Below are 19,643 nucleotides of genomic sequence, written 5' to 3'. Positions count from 1 at the left end.
TCGGGGCCATTCTGGTTATCAGATACCGTCCACATAGGACAGAGTTTCTTTATACACTGGCTCGACTGCACCCAGTTTGCCGTAGTAAGTGACGATCTGATACAGACCGCGATACTGCACCGGCACGCTCTGAAGCGGAACCAGCGGGTAGCGGACGTATTTTTTATCGTTGGTGTACGCAACCATGCGATCCTTATTCCCCACACCACGGCCTTTCAGCCATTTAACCGCGCGGATATTCAGCGGAACACCGTTCTGGTGATAGCTGATGGTGTTGGTCTGAAGGTACGTCAACAGGGACTGGTTACCCGCAGATGAAACGATGATGCTGGACAACAGAGCAAACTGCTCTGGCGGGATCAGCAAATCACGCGGAACCACAGAGTAACCAGAAGCGGCCCACGCATCAGACAGCACCTGGTTAATGCTTGCGCGGATTTCGTCCGGTGTTGAGGTTGCCCACGTTTTGGCAGCGTTGTTGACAGGAACACCGTTCAGGGTAACAAGGCCTTTCAGGTTTAATGCGGAATCGCCAACATACACCTGCTCGTCGTTGTCCATCTGCCATTTGAGCTGCATCCCGTCGTACTTCTGGGTGTCAATCGGGCGACCTACCTGCTGAGCTGCTGCCAGCTCTACAACGGTCCAGCCAAGTTCCATCCCCCACAGGTTCAGCGGGTTACCGGATTTGCCGATATCCACGTTCACGCCAGCAATAGCGGTTGAGTCTTTGCCTACCCAGTTTTTACCGTTCGGATTTGCGCCAGTACCCGCAGCGCCAAAGCTGGTGTTAGTCCAGCTGGAAATGTCATCTGCGATAGAAACGTCTTCACGCAGCTGAATATCGCGGGTCCAGGTGTAACCCACCAGCGGCAGGTTCAGCGTCTGGTCGAGTCGCTCCAGCTCCCCGATGAGAAAGGCACCAGAGCTATCAACGGTTGCCTGATCAAAAGTAATCATTCGTCTGTTCCTTAAATCTTCCAGGAGATTTCTGCATTGCCGTTAGCGTCACCGGCCCCTGTGAATTCGGCGTTGGTCAGCGCCACGTTTTTGCCACTGACGGACGTGGACATGAAGCCGCCCAGCGGCACGTCAATGGTTGAATCGAGCGAAACGACCACGTAGACAGGATCACCTTTTTTGATGGTGCTGGCATCGAAGCCAGATCCAAGGTTAACGGTCATGTAGCCACGTTTCATGGCGTCGCCCGGGAAATTCTTATCCGTCCCCACCTGGAGAACCATGTCCGGCTGCGAAGTGGTCGGATACGGACGAACGTAGATCCCCTTCACCTTGTCGGCGGTGTCACCGTCCTCCAGCGGCACGAAAAAACCGTCATCATCGTATTTACCAGCCAGCCCATAGGCAGCAAAGGCGTTATCGGATTTAAGGACCACCGGTTCGACGGTTAAGTCCTGCGGGCGAGAGATAGCCCCGGCAATGCCAACAGGCATCCGGTACAGATATGCAGTCATTGGATTATCCTTTGCGGTTAGACCAGAAGTCGGCGTTTTGTTTGTTCAGGGAAGCGATGCTGGTCATGCCCATATTTGGACGTTGTGCATCGCCCGTGGTGCTGCGGGTGTTTCGCCCTTTGGCAATCTCTGACACGGCATTAAACGCCATGTTGACCGATTGTTTCGGCAATTTGCGGATATCCGCATCGCCGACTATCTGGCGAACCAGCGTTTTGTCAGCGGAAGCCAGAACCTCGCGTTTGAACGCGGTCGGTTTCATCTTACGGCTCAGATCGATACCCGGAACGATAACCTCGGCACGCCAGGCTGAGTCACCAGTAATCGTGGTTTCCTCTTCATCGTCCTCGCCGTCACCGGTCGGATTATCGTCAGGCTTATTGTCGTTATCGCCCGTCGCATTTCCTTCCAGCTTAGCCAGCAGGGCTTTCAGTAATGTTTTGAGGTCATCATCACTGTCGCCGGTTGGACCTCCACCCATCTCTGGTGCTTTGTCCGGTAGTGGTTGCTGCGGGGATAGGTTGATGTTGAGATTAACGCCCTGCGGCAAATCCCCCTCATCTCCTGTAACCGATGCGGGAGCCGACTCCACCAGTTCGTTCATGGTGTCAGCGTCACCCGTTTTGATGGCCGTGCGCATGCGGGTCCACCAGCTTTTCTTTTGATTTGCCATTGTGTCTCTGTCTCCAATTGCACAACGATTTCCGGCTCTGCCTTTAGGGACAAGAGCCACATGGTTTCCGGTAATATCGACCTGCTCGGCTTTACCTGGCTCGGCCTGCTCGTACTCCGCGTCATAGCCGCACGACACTTCACGCAGGCCATCTTCGATAAGCTGAATGGCGTTTTCGTCTTTGACGATAAGGTCAGCCAGCATCAAATCAGACTGCTCACCCGTCCCGCGCCGGACATTCTGGAGGTGCCCGACAGCAAGCTCTTTCCAGTTCTCGGGATTTACCAGCCGCACATTCCCGTTTTCATCTTCAGGATGCAGGATCGTGATGCTCATCCCTTCGAATGAGGCGAGCGTGGCGGGATGGAATACCTGCTCAGGAGAGCGCGTTACGACTATCTCACCGAGCTTGTCGGGTTTGAGGTTTGGCAGATCGGCAGCGCCGTAGAGCTGTTTACCCGTTCGACCTATCGGCACGTCTTTGCACAACAGAGAGCCGTCAGCCAGCTGATAGCGGGTTTCCCCCAGTCGGGTATTGAAAAAATATTTCATGGTTTACCTGCGATTCAGGCGAGATAAGAATGAGGGTTGGGGAAGACGATCTCTTTGTAACAGCGGCAGTTCGGGAGCTCGCCAGCGTGACCGGTCATGCCGTCAAGCGTTGGAGGTTTGCCCCATTCGACAAACTTCCCTTCCATCTCTCGATGAGAATGCCGGACGTCGCCATCTTCGGCTGTACGCCAGATATAACCATTCGAGCCGATTGACAGCGCACGCGCCTGATCCAGTGCACCGGTTGCGCGCCCAAGCTCAGTCCGGGCGATAAGGTTCGCTCGTGAGCGTGACACGTCACCGGAAGCAGCTATCTCTTTCGCGAATGGCTCAGCGCGGCCACCAGTTACTACAGCCTCGATGGCCTTGTTCTGAATGTCATACACCCGATCGGCGGCCTCAAGAGGCAGAGATTTGATGTACTTAATTTGCTCGGCGACGATGGATTTCATCACCTGGCCTACCGGGGCGCGGTCAACCATGTTGCGCAGCTCTGCGCTGATGTTCCGGCTGTGTTGACGCCACTGCTTTTCATTCTGGCGCGCAATGTCGGAGGTGAAGCTCTCAGCAACCTTGGTCGCCCAGGGGGTGATGATTTCGCTGTAGCGCTCCAGCGCATCCATTATTTCGGTAACGCTATCATTTGAACCATCGTAGCGCCCATTTACGATATCCCCGACCGCCCGCGCTATCTGCCGTAGGCTCGTTCGATATCGGATCTCCGCCTGGCGACTCTGGCGGTTTGTCGCCAAGTTCGCCGATGCCTGGCGGCGCTTCGTCTTCGGCATTCTCTATGTCCTCGTCGGTAATGGATGCCCCGATGCCGGTTACGTCAGAATTTTCGCGCAAATCGGTCATAGCGGCTTTCAGTGTCATCAGACCATCACCCAGCGCCGTACTGATTGCGTTGGTAGTGTTTAACGCCACCGTTGAGCGATCGACATCAGACATTTGCCAGAGCGGGTTAAACTCAAACGTGAAATCGTCCGGCAGCGGCTTACCGAGTTCCGAGCGGTGCATAATGTCCAGTATCCGGCGCATCGGCATCCGTAAGCGGCGCTCCTGCAATGAGCTCACCCGGTCGTAATAGTTGGCGAGGTCTGCATCACCAGTAGAGAAGCCTTTCGGGGATTGACCGAACAGGCGTACCAGCGGGATACCAACGGCACCGCTGATCTGCTCAGCAAACTGCGAAAGAATGTCATCCAGACCACTAAAGCTGTACTGGTGGGTTTCGAACTTATCCCGCGAGTCCATGAGCGTCATACCTTCATTGCTCTGGAACTGGCGGATCAGGTCGATGTTCTTCAGCAACGCTTCGAACGCCGGGCCTCCAAGCGCGATAAGCTCGCGCAACTTCTCCACGCTATAGGTACGCAGATGCGCTTTATAGACCAGCTGCGCCGCGCCGACAGTGGCGCTGTCGAACGCAGTAAGCCGATCCCAGATACGCTCTACAACCGACATTCCCCATTCGTTTTCGGTCATCTTCTGCTGGAATGGTAGCGTCACCCCGTCGAAGCGAATCAGGCGGCTGTGATGGATGCGCCAGGCCGGGATGCCCGTTGCAGTGGTCACCACGTCGTAAAACTCAGGTTTGCCGAGATCTGGCCCCATATCTTTAATGCGACGGGTCAGCACCGGGTTAATCATCCAGCGGTCGAGCGGGAGAATGCCCTTAAACTTGCCTTCTCCAATGGTTTCGAGCCGCAGCGGGGTCATTGGTGCCTGCCCCTCGATCATGATGAAGCCGACCGCGCCGCCGTAGAGGCGAGACCATTTCAGCACGTCGTTCAGCGCATCCCAGATCTGCAACTCATCAAGTTGTGATTCGAGAATGCCGCGATCTTTTGCATCAATTTCCGAAGTAATGCGAATGCCTTTGCGGGTCATATCATCCGGGATAGCGTCGACCGCTTCGCCGATGATCCAGGACGAACGATAGGACCATTCCACCAGCATGCGGTTGCGGCTGGTGAAGTTCGCCCGGTAGGTCGATGCTGAATGCTGGTTAGGCGTCTGCATCCCCACGCGGGCGACAAAGTTCTCGTAGCCATCAGCGGTGGCCTGCGCCGTTCGCTGAGAGGCTTGCTTGTTTCGTGCCATCAGGCCTGTCTCCCTAGCAGCTCCCAGATGTTCAGGGCTGAATTCATTGGCGCGTAGCTGATCATCACCGAGTCGGCGAGGTTCGGCGACTTGGTGCCGTCAGGCTGTTTATCAATAACGATTTTTCCCACACCATTAATGGAATAGGTCGGCTGCGAAAGCTCGATGATGAGTTTATCTTTGAGTGCCATGCTACTGCTGATTGAGATGATTTCGTCCGGGTTGTAAGCCATACCTTCAACCACGGCGCGCCAGGTATTCTGAAAAAGTTTACGTAACCGCCACCAGCTCTGGGCTTTGGCGTTAGCGAAGAAGTCCTTGTTCAGGCGGGCGGCTTGCCCGTTGTCCCCGCGAACAGCTTCATCATCCGGATCAAATACCGCGCCACTACCTCGAAACGGTGTGGCGAGTATTGACGGTCGGCGCGCAGCGTTACGCAGTTCGTTGATAGCGCGTGCATCGCCGCGAACGCCAGCGCCCAGCCCGTCCTCGTCAAAGCGAAACTCTTCGAGGTTGTCCTGTTCGCAAAAACCGAAGACCTTCTCGACGGACTGATAAATGTCGCTGCCCACACCAGACCATTCCCGCACATTTTCCAGGAGGAAGCCGTGACGGGTCGAAAAGGCGTTTTTGTCCCGGCCTTCGTCGGCGACGTCCATCGCGCCCAGTCGCTTGCCTGTTGGCTGGATGCCCAGCTTGATATGCGCATCAACGGCAGCCTGTACCCATTCGGATGGAATCAGGACGCCTTCCGCTGATGCGCTGTAGTTCAGATCAAGTTCCTGTGCCACCACCACCGGATTATCGATTTTCTCGCATTCCCTGCGATACCACTCTTCATCCTTGCGAGGATCATCCCGCCAGTGGAATGTGAATACCGGTATCTTCCCGCCATGACGCTTCTGAGCGAACGGGTTAGCCATGCCGTTAACTGAACTCAGGTCGATACGGCAACGCGTCGTTTGTGACAACGCCGCATCAATCAGCAGAGGACGCTGAAGGAATGCAGCCTCATCAACCAGATAAAGCGTGGTACGGTCACCACGACCAATATTATCGCCAGCCTCGCCTTTGATAACGGCACCAGTTTCAGGAAACTCAACACGCATATATGGCGCGTGCTTCTTCTCGCTCCACGAACCGCGAAACTCTACAGGTAGCGTTTCCACGAACTTGCGTGCCTTCCAGAACAATGCTTTCGGGTCACCAGTGCTGTCGACGTATTCCTCTTTACGGGAGCCGAAACCGATAACCATTTCTTTGTTGAAGAGACAAAGCGAGCATGCCAGTCCGATCGCGGTCCAACTGAGCCCCATTTCACGGGATTTTTCGGTAATACCATTCTCCCGATTGCCCCAGCGTTCCATAATCCAGTGGATCCACTCCTCCTGCTTAGGGAAGAGTAAAAACGGAATGGTCACCGGCAGGCCATAATCAATATTACGCGGGTCCGTTGTCATGCCCCAGTCGATGATGAACTGAGCCGGATTGGTTCGGTAAAACTGTTTTAGTGCAGGCAATATTTCAGGGTTCTGGCGAATGCGCTGTAAGCGTTCCATCCGCCATTCAAAAACCATCTGGTAATCAGGATGTTTAAAATCGAAGGGGAATGGTAACGGCATACTTAGCCCATCATTTTTCTATACGCCTCTGCAGCCTGCTCCGGCGTTAAGTTGGTAATTTCTGTTCTGACTGGTCCTCCATCAGCGCCAGTCACTTCATTTTTGACGTTGTCTTTAAACGCCTGAACAGAAACATGACGCCCAAGCAACTCAAGGTTTTTAACCTTATCAGGCCATTTGATTTTCTTCAGAAGTGCGGCGCTATCTGCAGATACCATCTCCACGACATCCATTCCTGATAGCGTTGTGCGCCATACCTTAGGCCAGTCTTTAATGGGCTTTAGCTCACCGTTTTGCAGGAGAATGTCGAGCACATCCATCTGGTCGATTTCAATAAGGCGATTAAGTACATATTCTGCATTAATACCAACAAGATCATTGCGTTGCGCTTTCAGTTCAGCGATTCTGAATTGTATGTCAGGTTTTGACAGGTTTTCGGATGCGGTACGGTTAGCTGTCTTTGCGCTGTACCCCGCCCGAATAGCCGCTTGCGTGGCGTTTAAATCGATGAGGTACTCGCGACAGAACATTTCTTGCTTGTCGGTGAGTGCCATTGATATACCTGAGGAAATTATGAAGTTAGAAGATTTCGCAGCTTATAACCGCCCTCAATCGAAGGTGTCCGATGAGAGGAAATTTCTTGATTACATTCACAGTCGGAACAGATGGGTTGAGTTTATCAAAAGCATCGATAACGCAAAGCCAGTATCAATTGCCATGAAAAATTCATTCCATAGTCAATGGGTTGAGTCTGGGGCCTTTATACGTGAAAAGATCAACGACGACTCAATTCTCCTCAAACTATTAACGCTCTTATTGCCAACATATGATGGTGACAGCCTTGTACTTTATCGGGGGGAAAATAAAGACAGGTTCGATAAAGGGCTCATTGGATTTTGCTGGACAACGGACATTTCAGTCGCCGAGAAGTTTGGTCGTGGATTGAATGCATACAAATCACCAGGTTTGCTGTTAAGAGCTGAAGCTCCAGCCTGTTCTATATTAGCTGGCCCCAATGCCCACAGTCGTTATCTTGGTGAAAATGAGTTCACGGTTAACCCCTCGCGTCTTTCAAACATAACCGTTATTGAAACCTATCCGGACAACTCTTTTTTCAAATGATGAATAAATAGATGCCCTATACTTCACCCGCCACTGGTACGCCGTTTCGATGGCCTCCCAGTCCGGTTTTGCCATGAATTTTTCCTCTTAGTGACATTATCGAAGCCCCTTATCAAAGGAGCTTCTGTAATGTCAGTCCCGAACGAACGTAACCTTCGTGTTTGTCGCTCGCCGTACAAGGCGCGCCGCTTCGCGTTGCATTTCATCGATAACTTTTGGCGTCATCGGCTGATGCGCATATTTACGTTCAATCTCTGCAAAAATCCCGTTCATCGTTTCGCTGTCTGGTGGGATAACTTTAACGTTTAATCGTGCCATTGGTTTGTGCTGCCCTGTTTTTCTCAAAAGTCCTGATATCAGCCTTATCCCTGTTGCACTGTGCTAACGCTGACAACAACGCAACATTCAGGTTAAGGCTAGCTCCCCACGTAAACGGGTCGGGTAAATCTGGCTGGGGTGTTTCATCCGTCAGACTGGCTGGTAACGGAACGACCGGCACCGACACGTATACCGTTCGCGTATTCGTGCAACCGCTTAACTGCGCCAGAAGGAACGATACGAACAGCGCAATCATCACCCGAAACAGCCACTTTGATATCTTCCTGGGTTCTCTGTGACTCCAGTGCGATCTGCTGTTTTGCATGCTGGTTAGCCTCCAGAACTGTATTGACGATTTGTAGTGATTGCAGGACGTTATTGGTAATGGCTGTTGCTGATTCAGCATTTCGTACAGCCTCATCAGCACGTTTCTTTTCGTGCTGATATTTGCTGTAGTAGTGGTTAGCAGACCAGATGAAAGAACCGATGACAGTAAAGAAGAATGCAGAGATAGCCAGCTTATAGCTCAACTTCATTTACCACCCCACCAGCCTCTTTAAACCGGGAAATCAGGTCACCGATTTTATGTTCATACTGACCGTAACCAGCCCCCGGCAACGAAGCCCAGATATTGCTGCAACGGTCGATTGCCTGACGAATATCGCCGCGGTCAATCATCGGTAAAGCGCCACGCTCTTTAATCTGCTGCAGCGCTACAGCATCCTGGCTTTCTGGAGAAAAATCTTTCAGGCCAAGTTGCTTGCGGTAGGCATCCCACCAGCGTGAAAGAAGCTGGTAGCGACCGGCTGCTGTTGATTTGAGTTTGAGGTTTAGCGTGACAAGTTTGCGAGGGTGATCGGAGTAATCAGTGAATAGCTCTCCTCCTACAATGACGTCATAACCATGATTTCTGGTTTTCTGCCGTCCGTTATCAGTTCCCTCTGACCACGCCAGCATATCGAGGAACGCCTTACGTTGATTATTGATTTCCACCATCTTCTACTCCGGCTTTTTTAGCAGCGAAGCGTTTGATAAGCGAACCAATCGAGTCAGTGCCGATGTAGCCGATGAACACGCTCGTTATATAAGCGAGATTGCTACTTAGTCCGGCGAAGTCGAGAAGGTCACGAATGAACCAGGCGATAATGGCGCACATCGTTGCGTCGATTACTGTTTTTGTAAACGCACCGCCATTATATCTGCCGCGAAGGTACGCCATTGCAAACGCAAGGATTGCCCCGATGCCTTGTTCCTTTGCCGCGAGAATGGCGGCTAACAGGTCATGTTTTTCTGGCATCTTCATGTCTTACCCCCAATAAGGGGATTTGCTCTATTTAATTAGGAATAAGGTCGATTACTGATAGAACAAATCCAGGCTACTGTGTTTAGTAATCAGATTTGTTCGTGACCGATATGCACGGGCAAAACGGCAGGAGGTTGTTAGCGCAGCCTCTTGCCACCCGCTTTCACGAAGGTCATGCGTAGAATGCCGCAGCGTAACTATCACTGATGAATTCAGGATAGCCAGTGGCTACGGCTCAGTTATGGTGCTGGTTAACGGACTTGAACCGCTACCCATTCGCTTACAAGGCGACTGCTCTACCATTGGAGCTAAACCAGCATATTTGGCGGGACAGCGTGGACTCGAACCACGATAAGAAGGTTAACAGCCTTCCGTAATGACCTTTATACGACTGACCCAAATAAAAAAAGCCACCGTTGCAACTTAAGAGTCACTAACGGCAGCTTATGCGAATAGTGTTGCTCATTTGCTCAATGATGTCAACACGTTCTATGCTACATGTTTAATTTTCTCTACACGTTTCCGGTTTTTAAACGCACTATCCAGAACCGGGTAAATCATAAACAACGAGGCATTGAGGATTTCGTCAACTTCCCGTCGACAGGTTGCGAGCGATGGTTTTTGAATGCGCCCGCCGCCCCGGCATAACATCTTGCGAGGTCTTGCGACGCGATGATAGTAAGATGCAATGGCGTGCTTGGAAGAGCCGTGGGCGTAGTAGCTGAGGAGGATGCCAAAGGCTTTCTTGTCAATGTACATGACGGAATCGACGACCTGAGAAATCAACATTCCATCATCATCATTACACATTGGCCTTGTCATAACTCTTCCCGGCTCTACGCTCTCCATGAACTTAGCTATTACGCTGCTCATGCGCTTTTCCAGACGACCTGAATAAACCCATGCGCCCCACAGTTCAAGCCAGCCATTCAGCCACTCGTGCTGTTCTTTGGTGAGGTTTAGTTCTCTTATGCCCATGCGCCTTCTCCCTTGTGATCTGGAATGGTTTTTACTGAGAACGTCATGCGGCCTCACTTCTGCTGTTTCGCAGGTCTTTGAGTTTCTGCTGATACTCCGCCTTGATGGCCCTGCACTCTTCGACAGTCCAGCGATGGCGGTTATGGTTTGATTCGATTTCGTCTACTGCTTCCTGCCCGATGCGGCTAATCAGTTCGACGCGATACGGAACGAGATTTCCGCTTTTGTGCTGGTTGCACACCACGCATTGCTTGTGAATATTGCGTTCATCAAATCGGAGTTGAGGTGCCGCAGCAGTTGTCCGGTAATGTCCGGCATCCCACTGAGCAGACGTGAGCGTTCCGCACGAGATACATGGTAAGTCGCGGTCTCTTTCTCTGATGAAGGCGTTTACGGCTTGTTGGGCTTGTTTAATCCAGTAACTGCGGGGCTTTAAGGCGAGTTTTCGAATCTTAAGTTTATCTTTCTGTTTCTGCTCCTCTCGTCGTCGTTTCTTCTCTGCTGCTTTTTCCGCTTTTTCGCGTTCTTTACTTCGTCGTTCGAGTGCTATCTTGGTTCCACACTCTGGAGAGCACCACCACTGATTAGCGAATGCAGGGTGAAACCATTCCCGACATTCATCGTTTTTACATCGTCTTCGCGCTGGTTTAGCCATCGTCTTCTTCCTCGTACATTGAGCTATTCGGATCGCTCATCAGTTCTGCGCAGCACGCTTCACACACGTGAACTTCAAGCACATGCAGCTTCTGACCGCAGTTAGCGCACGTTAAAGCCCGCTCGACGCTTTCTTGTTCGTAACTTCGATTTGGGTCAATCACCTTGTTTTCCTCGCACGTTCTCTAAGCCACCGGATATCCCACAGGTGAGCCGTGTAGTTGAAGGTTTTTACGTCAGATTCTTTTGGGATTGGCTTGCGTTTATTTCTGGAGCGTTTCGTTGGAAGGTATTTGCAGTTTTCGCAGATTATGTCGGTGATACTTCGTCGCTGTCGCCTCATGCCGCCCTCCTGACGCCCTGCCCGATCGCCATCAATGCCGCTTTGGATACGGTAGTAAACATCCGTCGAGGACTGATGAACGGTCGCCAAATCAGCAGCATGGAGCCTTTGCTGTTTCCCTTCTTCTCCAGCCCTGTCGATGGTTCGATAAAATTAATCCGTCCATCAGTGATAATGCGAACTTCGTCGACACTCTCCAGAGCCTTGCTGAACCATCCGACTGACATATCCTCTGGCACAAGCATAACTACCGTCTGTCGCTGTTGTATGCACTGCTCAGCGGCTTTTTCCACCCACGGCCTGATATTGCTGTACGGTGGGTTATTCCAGATTGCACCGTGGCTTACCCACTCAGAATTGAGCGCATCGTCGGCCTCAGTTAGCCAGTGAGCACACAGAGCATTTTTGTCGCTCGCTGCCGAATCCAGCCAGAATCCAAACTCAATATCCAGCGCATCAAAAAGCCAAAGCGGCGTTTGCCAGCAGTCTCTAACTTCTTTTGGCGTTTCTGATTTATGCTTAATCATTCAACCCTCCCTTTTTGTTGTGACCATTCATACTCTCGCCGGGAGTCATCACTCCACCGCACGTTGCGCTCTGAGCCGAACCAGAACATGATTTCGATAAGCTCAGTCATGTTGGACTTTCGCATTTTGCTGGTACGCACACCAAGCATGACAACGCCACCGTCGATACCAGGCACACTTCTTTGCTCCAGTTTTTTGGTCTTAAGCCACAGGGCGGTGAACAGGTCTTTCCAGTCTTCCGGCGCCAGCCGCTGACCATGCCATAGCACCTGGCGTGATACGTCCTGCAATAACGCCCACATAAGGCGGTTTTGAGGATTGCTCCGCTTTGGTTCTTTAACGTGGACCTCGTGAGGTGACTTGTCGTCGATCGGAAGTGAGAGTATTGCGTCTATGGCGTTGTTTCTGATTGCTTCGTTGCGAAGCATGTATATTTGCTTCATCGTTACCTCAACTAACAAAACGCCACGCCATTTTATAGGCTCCATCCATCCCATTTTCTCTCACCAAAAATATGCCTGTGCCATTCTTCCCGCTGCCGTCTCCATAGTTCCATCATGTCTGGCTGGTTCTTTTCTCGCATTTTTCGGATCTGCTCAAGGATGAACTCTATTTGCTGCTGATTTGTCATACTCACTCCTTCACTTTAAATCCAGGTTCCGGATAATTCTGTCGCACTGAAAATCAGTATCGATTTTAACCAACCAGCTAAGAACGCGGTCACGCGGATAGCTACGTGGCTTAGGGGCGTTTTTCTGTCTCTCGCCAGTCGGAAGACTGGAAGAAGACCAGTACCGCTTTGCACGACCAATGTTCTCCTGAAAGTCGGCGCGGACAAGCTCAGTCATCGAACTCATTTCTTAAAGCCTCCAATTACTCTCCCCCAAATAAAAAGGCCTGCGATTACCAGCAGGCCTGTTATTAGCTCAGTGATGTAGATGGTCATACGTCAGCCCCTTGTGCATATCGTCTGCCACGCGCAGCAGGTGCATTTGATGCTGTGCAAATCTGTCTGGCTTCATCCTGGTCACATGCAACAAAGTGTCCGTTGCAGAACCGCTGGTAAACCGTACCAAGCGAGCCAAAACGGTTTTTCGTCACAATGATTTCAGCAAATGGCGCGGCGCTACTGTTCTCGTCATATACCGCTTCCCGATAGAGCATGATGATTGAGTCTGCGTCCTGCTCAATGCTTCCTGAATCACGCAAATCTGCGTTTGTCGGGCGTTTGTTTGGTCGCTTCTCAACATCGCGCGAAAGCTGACTTAGGGAGATAACGGGCGTTTTCAGGTCTTTCGCCATCGCCTTCAGGCTTCCGGAGATGTGAGCAATTGCGAGGTCGTTGCGGTCTGCTTTCGGCTTCTCAATCAGGCCAAGATAATCCGCCATGATGAGTGACAGGTTTGGATTTTCCTGTTTGTGCCGTTCTGCGATTGAGCGTATTTCTTCGACCGATAACCGCGAGGCATCGACTACCCATACATCCAAATCTGCAAGCTGACTCATGCCGTTAGCAACACGCGCCCAGCCTTCGTCATCCATCGATGCAGGATTTCGCAGTACGCTAACCGACATCCTCCCGGCGTTGGCAATGCTTCGCTCTGCAATCTGCAATGCGCTCATTTCCATTGAGAAAATCAATACCCCGCGCCGGACGTCAGAACCAGGAATAACGCGGCTTGCAACGCCTTCGGCAATCTTCAGCGCTAGTTCGGTTTTCCCCATACCAGGACGAGCAGCGATTATCACCAGGTCTTCTGCGTTCATCCCTCCGGTGATGGCATCAAGTTCTTCGATTCCGGTCTTCAGGGTGTCGGACTCTTCTCCGTTCCTCAGACGCCTGTCAAGCGTGTCAGTGTAGTCAGTAATGATTTCCCCTAACCGTACAGGTTTAACCTCGTCACGGGGCTTTCTGATGGCTGAAAGACGCTTTACAAGCTCATCCATCGCCTGACTCGATGCGTCGATGGTTCCGCTCTGAATTGGTTCACGCATTTCATCCATGATTTCCAGCACCAGACGGCGGTGATAGTTATCCGCGACCATTCCGGCATATCCCTTCAGGTTTGCGGCACTCGGGCAGTTCTTACTGGTCATCAGGATTGACGTGAAATGCTCCTCTCCGCACGCCTCGGCAACCATCAGCGCGTCGATTAGGTTTCTGTTTCTCGCCTGCTTGCGGATAACTTCGAAGGCTTTCCGGTAGAGCGGAATTGAAAACGCTTCCGGCTCCAGCGTTGCCAGAACGTCGCTGGCGGTTGGTGTTAATCCACCAATCAGCAGGCCACCGATAACGCTCGCTTCGATATCCTGTTTCATGCAATCCCCCTGTCTGCAAACTTCCCTTCCCGTACTCCCGTTAACGAATCTTCCCTCAGCAGGTAATCAAAATCTGCCGTCCAGCCAGTGTCGTTGTCTCCGAAGTAAAACGGCTTGGCCTGATGTACAAACGCCCTGACATACGCTCTGAAACCGTCCACGTTTGGCGTTTTCAGTTGCGGGATGATTTTCTTCAGGCGGCGTTTGCGTTTCTCGTTGACCGCAACAGCGTGTGGCAGTCTGTCACCGACTTCGGTGTTGTAGGCGTTCAGGAAGGATTCGTAGTCGATTCGTTCTGCCTTGCGACGTTCAGGTTTAACCTGCCCATCGCCGCCCCCATTGGGGGGTAGGGGGGTATTATTTATATTCTTGTTAATACCTTCTTGTTCATGATGTGCGGTTGTTTGTGCGGCTTCATGTGCGCTTTCATGTGCGTCATGTACGCTGAAAGCCGCGCCATTACTGGCTTCGTCATGTGCGGCATCATGTGCGGTTGTTTGTGCGGCTTCATGTGCGGGTGAATCGTCCATTTTTTGAGCATATTCATGGTAATTTGTGATGGTGATCACACGACCTTTTTGCTTCTCTCCATCAATGGAGATCATCCCCTCTTTCACAAAAACCTGAAGCATCCGCTCAACCTGATCACGGCTTGCTGGCTTGCCATGCCTGTCGCATAACTGAAGACCTAAATCAGCTGCTGTCACAACCAGTTGACCGGGTTGCAGATGCCATTCATGACCTTTGAAATTCGCTTTGTATGGCTTTCTGGCGGCATTCAGGAGAAGGTTTTCCCACAGGGTGCGAAGATAAACATCTTTCGCCCATGACTGTTTCAGAATGCTCCGGTACAACGGAATGTAACCAGTTTTCTGGTTCTCCATCCTGTTGCTCCTGCGCTCGTGTGCGGCGCTGAAATCGTAGATTTTTGCTGTATTGCTCATAACTACCTGCCTTGACGAAAGACCTTAAGAACATCGTTAAACTGACTTACGGATATGTCTTCTTTGAGAAGCTTTTCCAGAAATGCGTTTGGAATGAACGTATATCCCTCCTCTTTTGGTAGAGACGGGAGCAACGCCCTCGCCTCAGCCTTCAGAAGCTCAGTTCTGGCAACTTTCACAAAAGAGATTTGAGTTCTTTCATCAATGGAACGAAGGAAGCGCAAACGCTTAGCTTCTTTGTGTGTATCAGGTGGATTAAAGCCTTTGTTTCGCATATAATTACCTCGTTGGATGTTGTTAAAATTCCATTTGTATTTGATCATAACGCTTGGTCTTGCACACCGGGCGTTTTTTATTGGTGAGAATCGAAGCAACTTGTCGTGCCAATCGAGCCATGTCGTCGTCGACAACGCCCCATTCAAGAACAGCAAGCAGCATTGAGAACTTTGGAATCCAATCCCTCTTCCACCTGCTGATCTGCGACTTATCAACTCCCACAGCTTCCGCTGTCTTCTCAGTTCCAAGCATTGCGATTTTGTTAAGCAACGCACTCTCGATTCTTAGAGCCTCGTTGCGTTTGTTTGCACGAACCATATGTAAGTATTTCCTTAACAAATAAGAAGTTATGCGCATCAACTTATGCGCGTTGTATTCCCGCATTTCGGCGGGAATGAGGACCATGACTGTTAAAGAGCAATTTGCTTATGCCGCTTTGCGGTAAGCGCTTTCTTGATACTTCAGGGCGCCAGCTGTAACGACTTCCAGTCGATAGGCGTCTTTCTCTGGGATGACTTCCTTCCACTGAGAGACTGCTGCGTCGCTAATGCCTAACGCTTTAGCTACAGCACGCTGGGTTCCGAAGTGGTCGATAACATCTTTCTTGTACATAGACTCGCTCCGAAATTAAAGAACACTTAAATTATCCACTAAAGGAATCTTAAGTCAAGTTTATTTAAGATGTCTTAACTATGAAAACTCAATTGATGGGAGAGCGCATTCGCGCTCGGAGAAAAGAACTCAAGATCAGGCAGGCCGCACTTGGAAAGATGGTCGGCGTGTCTAATGTTGCCATATCTCAGTGGGAACGCTCTGAGACAGAGCCAAATGGAGAGAATCTTCTCGCCCTGGCTAATGCGTTGAAGTGTTCCCCTGACTATCTGATGAAAGGAGAGGAAAGTCTTTCAAACATTGCCTATCACAGTAGGCATGATCCAAGAGGGTCATACCCTCTGATTAGCTGGGTGAGCGCAGGATGCTGGATGGAAGCTGTAGAACCATATCATAAGCGTGCAATAGATAACTGGTACGATACAACCGTAGACTGTTCAGAAGATTCGTTTTGGTTGGACGTGAAGGGAGACTCAATGACGGCTCCGGCCGGTCTCAGTATCCCTGAAGGAATGATAATACTCGTCGATCCTGAAGTAGAGCCGCGTAACGGGAAACTGGTAGTTGCAAAGCTCGAAGGAGAAAACGAGGCAACTTTCAAGAAGTTAGTTATTGATGCAGGCAGGAAGTTTCTAAAACCACTTAACCCACAATATCCGATGATCGAGATCAACGGAAACTGCAAAATCATCGGCGTAGTTGTCGATGCAAAACTAGCAAACCTTCCATAAGGGGGCATTCGCCCCTTTTTTTTATTTCCTTTAAAAATCAAAGCCAAACTTAAGTTACGAAAGAAAATTTAAGTTTTCTTCAAAAATACTCTTGACCATTAATTAAAGAGATCTTAAATTTAAGCCATCAGCAGGACGCTGGTAGCCAAACGGAACAGATTGGCAGGCTCTTTAACATTGATGGGATTGTCCCGCCGAAATGCGGGAACCAAAGAGTAGTTGGCTTTGGGATTGGATGAATGAGCAGGCTGATGCTCGACCAATGTATAAACAGCGCTCATGGCAAGCAGTAACCAATCTGCGCCTCAAGACAGCGTCACTGGTAGTGCGGGCGCTCTAACCAGTAAGCCGGAGTTCAGCACCGGCCATCCAATCTCCAAAGTCAATTCCATAGGCGTTATGCAGCCGCCACCATATTCAAGAAAGCTGCACAAGAGGTAGGAGGATTTATGTGAATACTTACATTCAATTGAGAGATTAATTAAATAGAACTGATCGAGCAGAGTCCATAAAGGCTCATAAATGCTCTTCCATCCCCGTCTAATTGGCGGGGAAGGAAACCACTTTGTAATAAAAAAAATTCCAAAGTTGTTTCATCGGAGGTCAACATGACAGTAGTCATTACATATCTGGCTGACGATAACGCCAGAAATCGCCGCAGAGCACGCAGACAGGCTCAACGTGAACAAGCAATGAAAGAACAGCGACTGGCGCGGAAGATTGCGCTAAAGCTCTCTGGTTGCGTCAGAGCAGACAAAGCAATATCACTCGGAAGCCTTTGCTGCAAGAAGAAAGAAGAAGCCGTTCGAAAAAATAGAAGTATTTATTACAAGGATTCAAACCCATTAGGAAACAAAATACATGCAGTCCAAAAAATAAAATTGTACAGTAAACTACCGTACGGTGCTTATTGAGTATGCTTATGGTGAAAAAGACTATTTATGTTAATCCTGACCGCGGACAAAACAGAAAAGTATCTGATAGAGGCCTTACATCTCAAGACAGGAGGAGAATAGCGAGATGGGAAAAGAGAATGGCATATGCATTAGAAAACGGTGTAACACCTGGATTTAATGCTATAGATGACGGTCCGGAATATAAGATTAATGAAGACCCAATGGACAAAGTTGACAAAGCATTAGCAACACCATTTCCTCGCGATGTCGAAAAAATTGAAGATGAAAAATATGAGGATGTAATGCACAGAGTTGTTAATCACGCTCACCAACGAAACCCAAACAAAAAGTGGTCATAACCCGCTTAGGCAGATTTCATTTTCACGCAAACAACAGAATAAACACTGCACTGTGTATTCATTCCAACGAGTGAATACACGGAGCAATGTCGCTCGTAACTAAACAGGAGCCGACTTGTTCTGATTATTGGAAATCTTCTTTGCCCTCCAGTGTGAGGGCAATTTTTTTGACGGAGGATATATGAGTGAAGTAACAGATTTAGTTGTTATTGAAAAAGCAAATGCAATGACTGTATTTCAGTCTGCCGACCAGATTGAAGAAATCCTTCAAAAGGTTGAACGTGAAGTTATGTCCTTTGTGCCTGATATCACAACGGCAAAGGGCAGAAAGGAGATCGCTTCTCTGGCGTATAAAGTTGCGCAGACGAAAACATATCTCGATGGTCTTGGCAAAGACCTTGTTGCTGAACTGAAGGAAATTCCAAAGCTAATTGATGCCAACCGCAAGACAGTGCGCGATCGCCTTGATGAACTGAAAGCCAAGGCGCGCCAGCCTCTTACTGATTATGAGGAAGAACAGGCGCGGATTAAAGCCGAAGAAGAAGCTAAGGCAGCAGCTGAAGCTCTCGCAAAGCAAATTGAGTCTGACCATGAAATAGCGATTTTGATGGATCGCGAATTTGACCGCCAAAGAGAAGAGGCAAGACTCAAAGCGGAGCAGGAAAAGCGAGAGCATGAAGAACGATTAAAAAGAGAAGCTGAAGAGAAAGCCAGAGCTGAAGCCGAAGCAAAGGCAAAAGCCGAAATTGAAGCAGCAGCAAGGCGAGAAGCAGAAGCTAAGGCCGCAGCGGAACGTGCAGAGCGTGAACGCATTGAAGCCGAGCAACGAGCACAGCGCGAAGCAAAAGAGGCAGCAGAACGAGCTGAAAGAGAAAAGCAGGCAGCAATTGAAGCAGAACGCAGAAAAGCACAGGAGGAGGCTGAACGAATCCGTCGCGAGGCTGAAGCAAAAGAGCAAGCCAGAATAGCAGAAGAAAAAAGAATCAAGGACGAAGAAGAGCGCAGAGCAAAGGATAAAGCTCACCGGAAAGAAGTAAATAACAAAATACTTGCTGACCTTATCAAGGTTGGCGCATCAGAAGATGTTGCTAAAAATATCATAACAGCCATCGTAAAAGGCGAAGTATTCGCAACAAAAATAACCTACTAATAAAACCAACATAAGGAACCACCCATGATTTACGCAATCGCGGGAGGCGCTCGCATGGGTGCCTTCCAACTAAATGAATCTTTACTTGAACGAATCACCCGTAAATTACGTGACGGATGGAAACGCCTTATCGACATACTTAATCAGCCAGGAGTTCCCAAAAATGGATAAAACACTTATGGCTATCCAGACTAAATTCACTATCGCCACTTTTATTGGCGATGAAAAGATGTTTCGTGAAGCCGTCGACGCTTATAAAAAATGGATATTAATGCTGAAACTGAGATCAAGCAAAAGCATTCACTAACCCCCTTTCCTGTTTTCCTAATCAGCCTGGCATTTCGCGGGCGATATTTTCACAGCTATTTCAGGAGTTCAGCCATGAACGCTTATTACATTCAGGATCGTCTTGAGGCTCAGAGCTGGGCGCGTCACTACCAGCAGATCGCCCGTGAAGAGAAAGAGGCAGAACTGGCAGACGACATGGAAAAAGGCCTGCCCCAGCACCTGTTTGAATCGCTATGCATCGATCATTTGCAACGCCACGGGGCCAGCAAAAAAGCCATTACCCGTGCGTTTGATGACGATGTTGAGTTTCAGGAGCGCATGGCAGAACACATCCGGTACATGGTTGAAACCATTGCTCACCATCAGGTTGATATTGATTCAGAGGTATAAAACGG

Annotated in this window: 33 protein-coding genes and 2 tRNA genes; 8 read left to right on the top strand and 27 right to left on the bottom strand. The window is 50.0% G+C overall.

Translation table 11 applies throughout. From position 1 onward, the window contains the following. Positions 1 to 18: 18 nt before the first annotated feature. From HUZ68_RS07480 to HUZ68_RS07450, 7 genes are read right to left on the bottom strand one after another with little or no spacing between them, the layout of a single operon-like run. Complete coding sequence (locus tag HUZ68_RS07480; RefSeq protein WP_089613796.1) at positions 19 to 960, bottom strand: DUF2184 domain-containing protein; 942 nt, start codon at positions 958 to 960, stop codon at positions 19 to 21. Positions 961 to 971: 11 nt separating this feature from the next. Beyond that, positions 972 to 1,475 (bottom strand): structural cement protein Gp24, encoded by a 504-nt coding sequence (locus HUZ68_RS07475; RefSeq protein ID WP_089079308.1) that lies wholly within the window; start codon positions 1,473 to 1,475, stop codon positions 972 to 974. A gap of 4 nt (positions 1,476 to 1,479) precedes the next feature. Beyond that, a complete protein-coding gene (locus HUZ68_RS07470) occupies positions 1,480 to 2,700 on the bottom strand; it encodes a DUF2213 domain-containing protein (protein WP_089613797.1) in 1,221 nt (406 codons plus the stop codon). Positions 2,701 to 2,714: 14 nt separating this feature from the next. After that, the gene (locus tag HUZ68_RS07465) at positions 2,715 to 3,323 is read right to left on the bottom strand and encodes a phage head morphogenesis protein (RefSeq protein WP_226452854.1); all 609 of its coding nucleotides are present in this window, start codon (positions 3,321 to 3,323) and stop codon (positions 2,715 to 2,717) included. A 16-nt stretch (positions 3,324 to 3,339) separates the two neighbouring features. Then, positions 3,340 to 4,806 (bottom strand): DUF1073 domain-containing protein, encoded by a 1,467-nt coding sequence (locus HUZ68_RS07460; RefSeq protein WP_089079311.1) that lies wholly within the window; start codon positions 4,804 to 4,806, stop codon positions 3,340 to 3,342. Continuing rightward, positions 4,806 to 6,428, bottom strand: a complete 1,623-nt coding sequence (locus tag HUZ68_RS07455) for a TerL protein (RefSeq protein WP_112918883.1) — start codon at positions 6,426 to 6,428, stop codon at positions 4,806 to 4,808. The genes HUZ68_RS07460 and HUZ68_RS07455 overlap by 1 nt, the downstream gene beginning before the upstream one ends. Before the next feature lie 2 nt (positions 6,429 to 6,430). Further along, a complete protein-coding gene (locus HUZ68_RS07450; RefSeq protein WP_001218996.1) occupies positions 6,431 to 6,982 on the bottom strand; it encodes a terminase small subunit in 552 nt (183 codons plus the stop codon). A 19-nt stretch (positions 6,983 to 7,001) separates the two neighbouring features. Between HUZ68_RS07450 and HUZ68_RS07445 the strand changes: the two genes are divergently transcribed. Beyond that, positions 7,002 to 7,550, top strand: coding sequence for a hypothetical protein (locus HUZ68_RS07445; RefSeq protein WP_000762846.1), 549 nt, complete (start codon positions 7,002 to 7,004; stop codon positions 7,548 to 7,550). A 132-nt stretch (positions 7,551 to 7,682) separates the two neighbouring features. Here HUZ68_RS07445 and HUZ68_RS07440 read toward each other — a convergent pair whose 3' ends face one another. The 20 genes from HUZ68_RS07440 to HUZ68_RS07345 all read right to left on the bottom strand — a co-directional run bounded on the left by HUZ68_RS07440 (position 7,683) and on the right by HUZ68_RS07345 (position 15,824). Continuing rightward, on the bottom strand, positions 7,683 to 7,868 hold the full coding sequence (locus HUZ68_RS07440; protein ID WP_000113285.1) for a hypothetical protein: 186 nt from the start codon (positions 7,866 to 7,868) through the stop codon (positions 7,683 to 7,685). Continuing rightward, positions 7,849 to 8,124, bottom strand: coding sequence for an Rz1-like lysis system protein LysC (gene lysC / locus HUZ68_RS07435; RefSeq protein WP_071590400.1), 276 nt, complete (start codon positions 8,122 to 8,124; stop codon positions 7,849 to 7,851). Before lysC ends, HUZ68_RS07440 begins: the two co-directional genes overlap by 20 nt. After that, positions 8,012 to 8,404, bottom strand: coding sequence for a DUF2570 domain-containing protein (locus HUZ68_RS07430; RefSeq protein WP_089585226.1), 393 nt, complete (start codon positions 8,402 to 8,404; stop codon positions 8,012 to 8,014). Before HUZ68_RS07430 ends, lysC begins: the two co-directional genes overlap by 113 nt. After that, on the bottom strand, positions 8,388 to 8,864 hold the full coding sequence (locus tag HUZ68_RS07425) for a glycoside hydrolase family 24 protein (protein WP_089585227.1): 477 nt from the start codon (positions 8,862 to 8,864) through the stop codon (positions 8,388 to 8,390). Before HUZ68_RS07425 ends, HUZ68_RS07430 begins: the two co-directional genes overlap by 17 nt. Continuing rightward, positions 8,848 to 9,171, bottom strand: coding sequence for a phage holin, lambda family (locus HUZ68_RS07420; protein ID WP_000783734.1), 324 nt, complete (start codon positions 9,169 to 9,171; stop codon positions 8,848 to 8,850). Before HUZ68_RS07420 ends, HUZ68_RS07425 begins: the two co-directional genes overlap by 17 nt. A 242-nt stretch (positions 9,172 to 9,413) precedes the next feature. Continuing rightward, a tRNA-Thr gene (locus HUZ68_RS07415) sits at positions 9,414 to 9,489 on the bottom strand. Positions 9,490 to 9,494: 5 nt separating this feature from the next. Next, positions 9,495 to 9,569: transfer RNA gene (locus HUZ68_RS07410), tRNA-Asn, on the bottom strand. Between the two features lie 91 nt (positions 9,570 to 9,660). Further along, the gene (locus HUZ68_RS07405) at positions 9,661 to 10,149 is read right to left on the bottom strand and encodes an antiterminator Q family protein (RefSeq protein ID WP_000512806.1); all 489 of its coding nucleotides are present in this window, start codon (positions 10,147 to 10,149) and stop codon (positions 9,661 to 9,663) included. 43 nt (positions 10,150 to 10,192) lie between these two features. Continuing rightward, a complete protein-coding gene (locus HUZ68_RS07400) occupies positions 10,193 to 10,804 on the bottom strand; it encodes a recombination protein NinG (RefSeq protein WP_001108039.1) in 612 nt (203 codons plus the stop codon). Further along, on the bottom strand, positions 10,797 to 10,967 hold the full coding sequence (locus HUZ68_RS07395; protein WP_057518166.1) for a protein NinF: 171 nt from the start codon (positions 10,965 to 10,967) through the stop codon (positions 10,797 to 10,799). The genes HUZ68_RS07400 and HUZ68_RS07395 overlap by 8 nt, the downstream gene beginning before the upstream one ends. Next, a complete protein-coding gene (locus tag HUZ68_RS07390; RefSeq protein ID WP_001254251.1) occupies positions 10,964 to 11,146 on the bottom strand; it encodes a NinE family protein in 183 nt (60 codons plus the stop codon). The genes HUZ68_RS07395 and HUZ68_RS07390 overlap by 4 nt, the downstream gene beginning before the upstream one ends. Beyond that, positions 11,143 to 11,670, bottom strand: a complete 528-nt coding sequence (locus HUZ68_RS07385; RefSeq protein WP_370604222.1) for a phage N-6-adenine-methyltransferase — start codon at positions 11,668 to 11,670, stop codon at positions 11,143 to 11,145. Before HUZ68_RS07385 ends, HUZ68_RS07390 begins: the two co-directional genes overlap by 4 nt. Continuing rightward, entirely contained in the window at positions 11,670 to 12,116 is a 447-nt protein-coding gene (locus HUZ68_RS07380) for a recombination protein NinB (protein WP_112918891.1), read from the bottom strand. Before HUZ68_RS07380 ends, HUZ68_RS07385 begins: the two co-directional genes overlap by 1 nt. A gap of 32 nt (positions 12,117 to 12,148) precedes the next feature. Beyond that, positions 12,149 to 12,304: a hypothetical protein gene (locus tag HUZ68_RS07375; protein WP_000184657.1), complete on the bottom strand. Its 156-nt coding sequence runs from the start codon at positions 12,302 to 12,304 to the stop codon at positions 12,149 to 12,151. A 10-nt stretch (positions 12,305 to 12,314) separates the two neighbouring features. Next, on the bottom strand, positions 12,315 to 12,521 hold the full coding sequence (locus HUZ68_RS07370; RefSeq protein ID WP_420833673.1) for a DUF7301 family protein: 207 nt from the start codon (positions 12,519 to 12,521) through the stop codon (positions 12,315 to 12,317). 94 nt (positions 12,522 to 12,615) lie between these two features. After that, positions 12,616 to 13,992, bottom strand: a complete 1,377-nt coding sequence (locus HUZ68_RS07365) for a replicative DNA helicase (protein ID WP_000806596.1) — start codon at positions 13,990 to 13,992, stop codon at positions 12,616 to 12,618. Next, positions 13,989 to 14,876, bottom strand: a complete 888-nt coding sequence (locus tag HUZ68_RS07360) for a replication protein (RefSeq protein ID WP_112918881.1) — start codon at positions 14,874 to 14,876, stop codon at positions 13,989 to 13,991. Before HUZ68_RS07360 ends, HUZ68_RS07365 begins: the two co-directional genes overlap by 4 nt. A gap of 62 nt (positions 14,877 to 14,938) precedes the next feature. Beyond that, positions 14,939 to 15,211: a hypothetical protein gene (locus HUZ68_RS07355; protein WP_001244621.1), complete on the bottom strand. Its 273-nt coding sequence runs from the start codon at positions 15,209 to 15,211 to the stop codon at positions 14,939 to 14,941. Positions 15,212 to 15,233: 22 nt separating this feature from the next. Further along, entirely contained in the window at positions 15,234 to 15,530 is a 297-nt protein-coding gene (locus HUZ68_RS07350; RefSeq protein WP_112918880.1) for a CII family transcriptional regulator, read from the bottom strand. Between the two features lie 108 nt (positions 15,531 to 15,638). After that, a complete protein-coding gene (locus HUZ68_RS07345) occupies positions 15,639 to 15,824 on the bottom strand; it encodes a Cro/CI family transcriptional regulator (RefSeq protein ID WP_000276886.1) in 186 nt (61 codons plus the stop codon). Between the two features lie 80 nt (positions 15,825 to 15,904). On the opposite strand from HUZ68_RS07345, the gene HUZ68_RS07340 reads away from it, so the two are divergent. The 7 genes from HUZ68_RS07340 (at position 15,905) to HUZ68_RS07310 (ending at position 19,638) form a co-directional block, all read left to right on the top strand. Beyond that, positions 15,905 to 16,555 (top strand): LexA family protein, encoded by a 651-nt coding sequence (locus tag HUZ68_RS07340; RefSeq protein WP_000856967.1) that lies wholly within the window; start codon positions 15,905 to 15,907, stop codon positions 16,553 to 16,555. Between the two features lie 608 nt (positions 16,556 to 17,163). Then, on the top strand, positions 17,164 to 17,469 hold the full coding sequence (locus HUZ68_RS07335; RefSeq protein WP_112918879.1) for a regulator: 306 nt from the start codon (positions 17,164 to 17,166) through the stop codon (positions 17,467 to 17,469). Between the two features lie 2 nt (positions 17,470 to 17,471). Further along, entirely contained in the window at positions 17,472 to 17,810 is a 339-nt protein-coding gene (locus HUZ68_RS07330) for a hypothetical protein (protein ID WP_064217639.1), read from the top strand. 181 nt (positions 17,811 to 17,991) lie between these two features. Then, positions 17,992 to 18,960 carry a coiled-coil domain-containing protein gene (locus HUZ68_RS07325; protein WP_000005785.1) on the top strand — a complete coding sequence of 323 codons (969 nt, stop codon included), beginning with the start codon at positions 17,992 to 17,994 and terminating at the stop codon, positions 18,958 to 18,960. Between the two features lie 24 nt (positions 18,961 to 18,984). Further along, positions 18,985 to 19,131: a protease FtsH-inhibitory lysogeny factor CIII gene (locus tag HUZ68_RS07320; protein WP_016231970.1), complete on the top strand. Its 147-nt coding sequence runs from the start codon at positions 18,985 to 18,987 to the stop codon at positions 19,129 to 19,131. Then, positions 19,124 to 19,267 (top strand): host cell division inhibitory peptide Kil, encoded by a 144-nt coding sequence (gene kil / locus HUZ68_RS07315; protein ID WP_000361829.1) that lies wholly within the window; start codon positions 19,124 to 19,126, stop codon positions 19,265 to 19,267. The genes HUZ68_RS07320 and kil overlap by 8 nt, the downstream gene beginning before the upstream one ends. Before the next feature lie 74 nt (positions 19,268 to 19,341). Next, the gene (locus HUZ68_RS07310) at positions 19,342 to 19,638 is read left to right on the top strand and encodes a host-nuclease inhibitor Gam family protein (protein WP_000995439.1); all 297 of its coding nucleotides are present in this window, start codon (positions 19,342 to 19,344) and stop codon (positions 19,636 to 19,638) included. Positions 19,639 to 19,643: the final 5 nt, after the last annotated feature.

The organism is Shigella dysenteriae (assembly GCF_022354085.1).
GTDB lineage: Bacteria > Pseudomonadota > Gammaproteobacteria > Enterobacterales > Enterobacteriaceae > Escherichia > Escherichia coli.
This window is presented reverse-complemented; position numbering and strand designations above follow the sequence as displayed.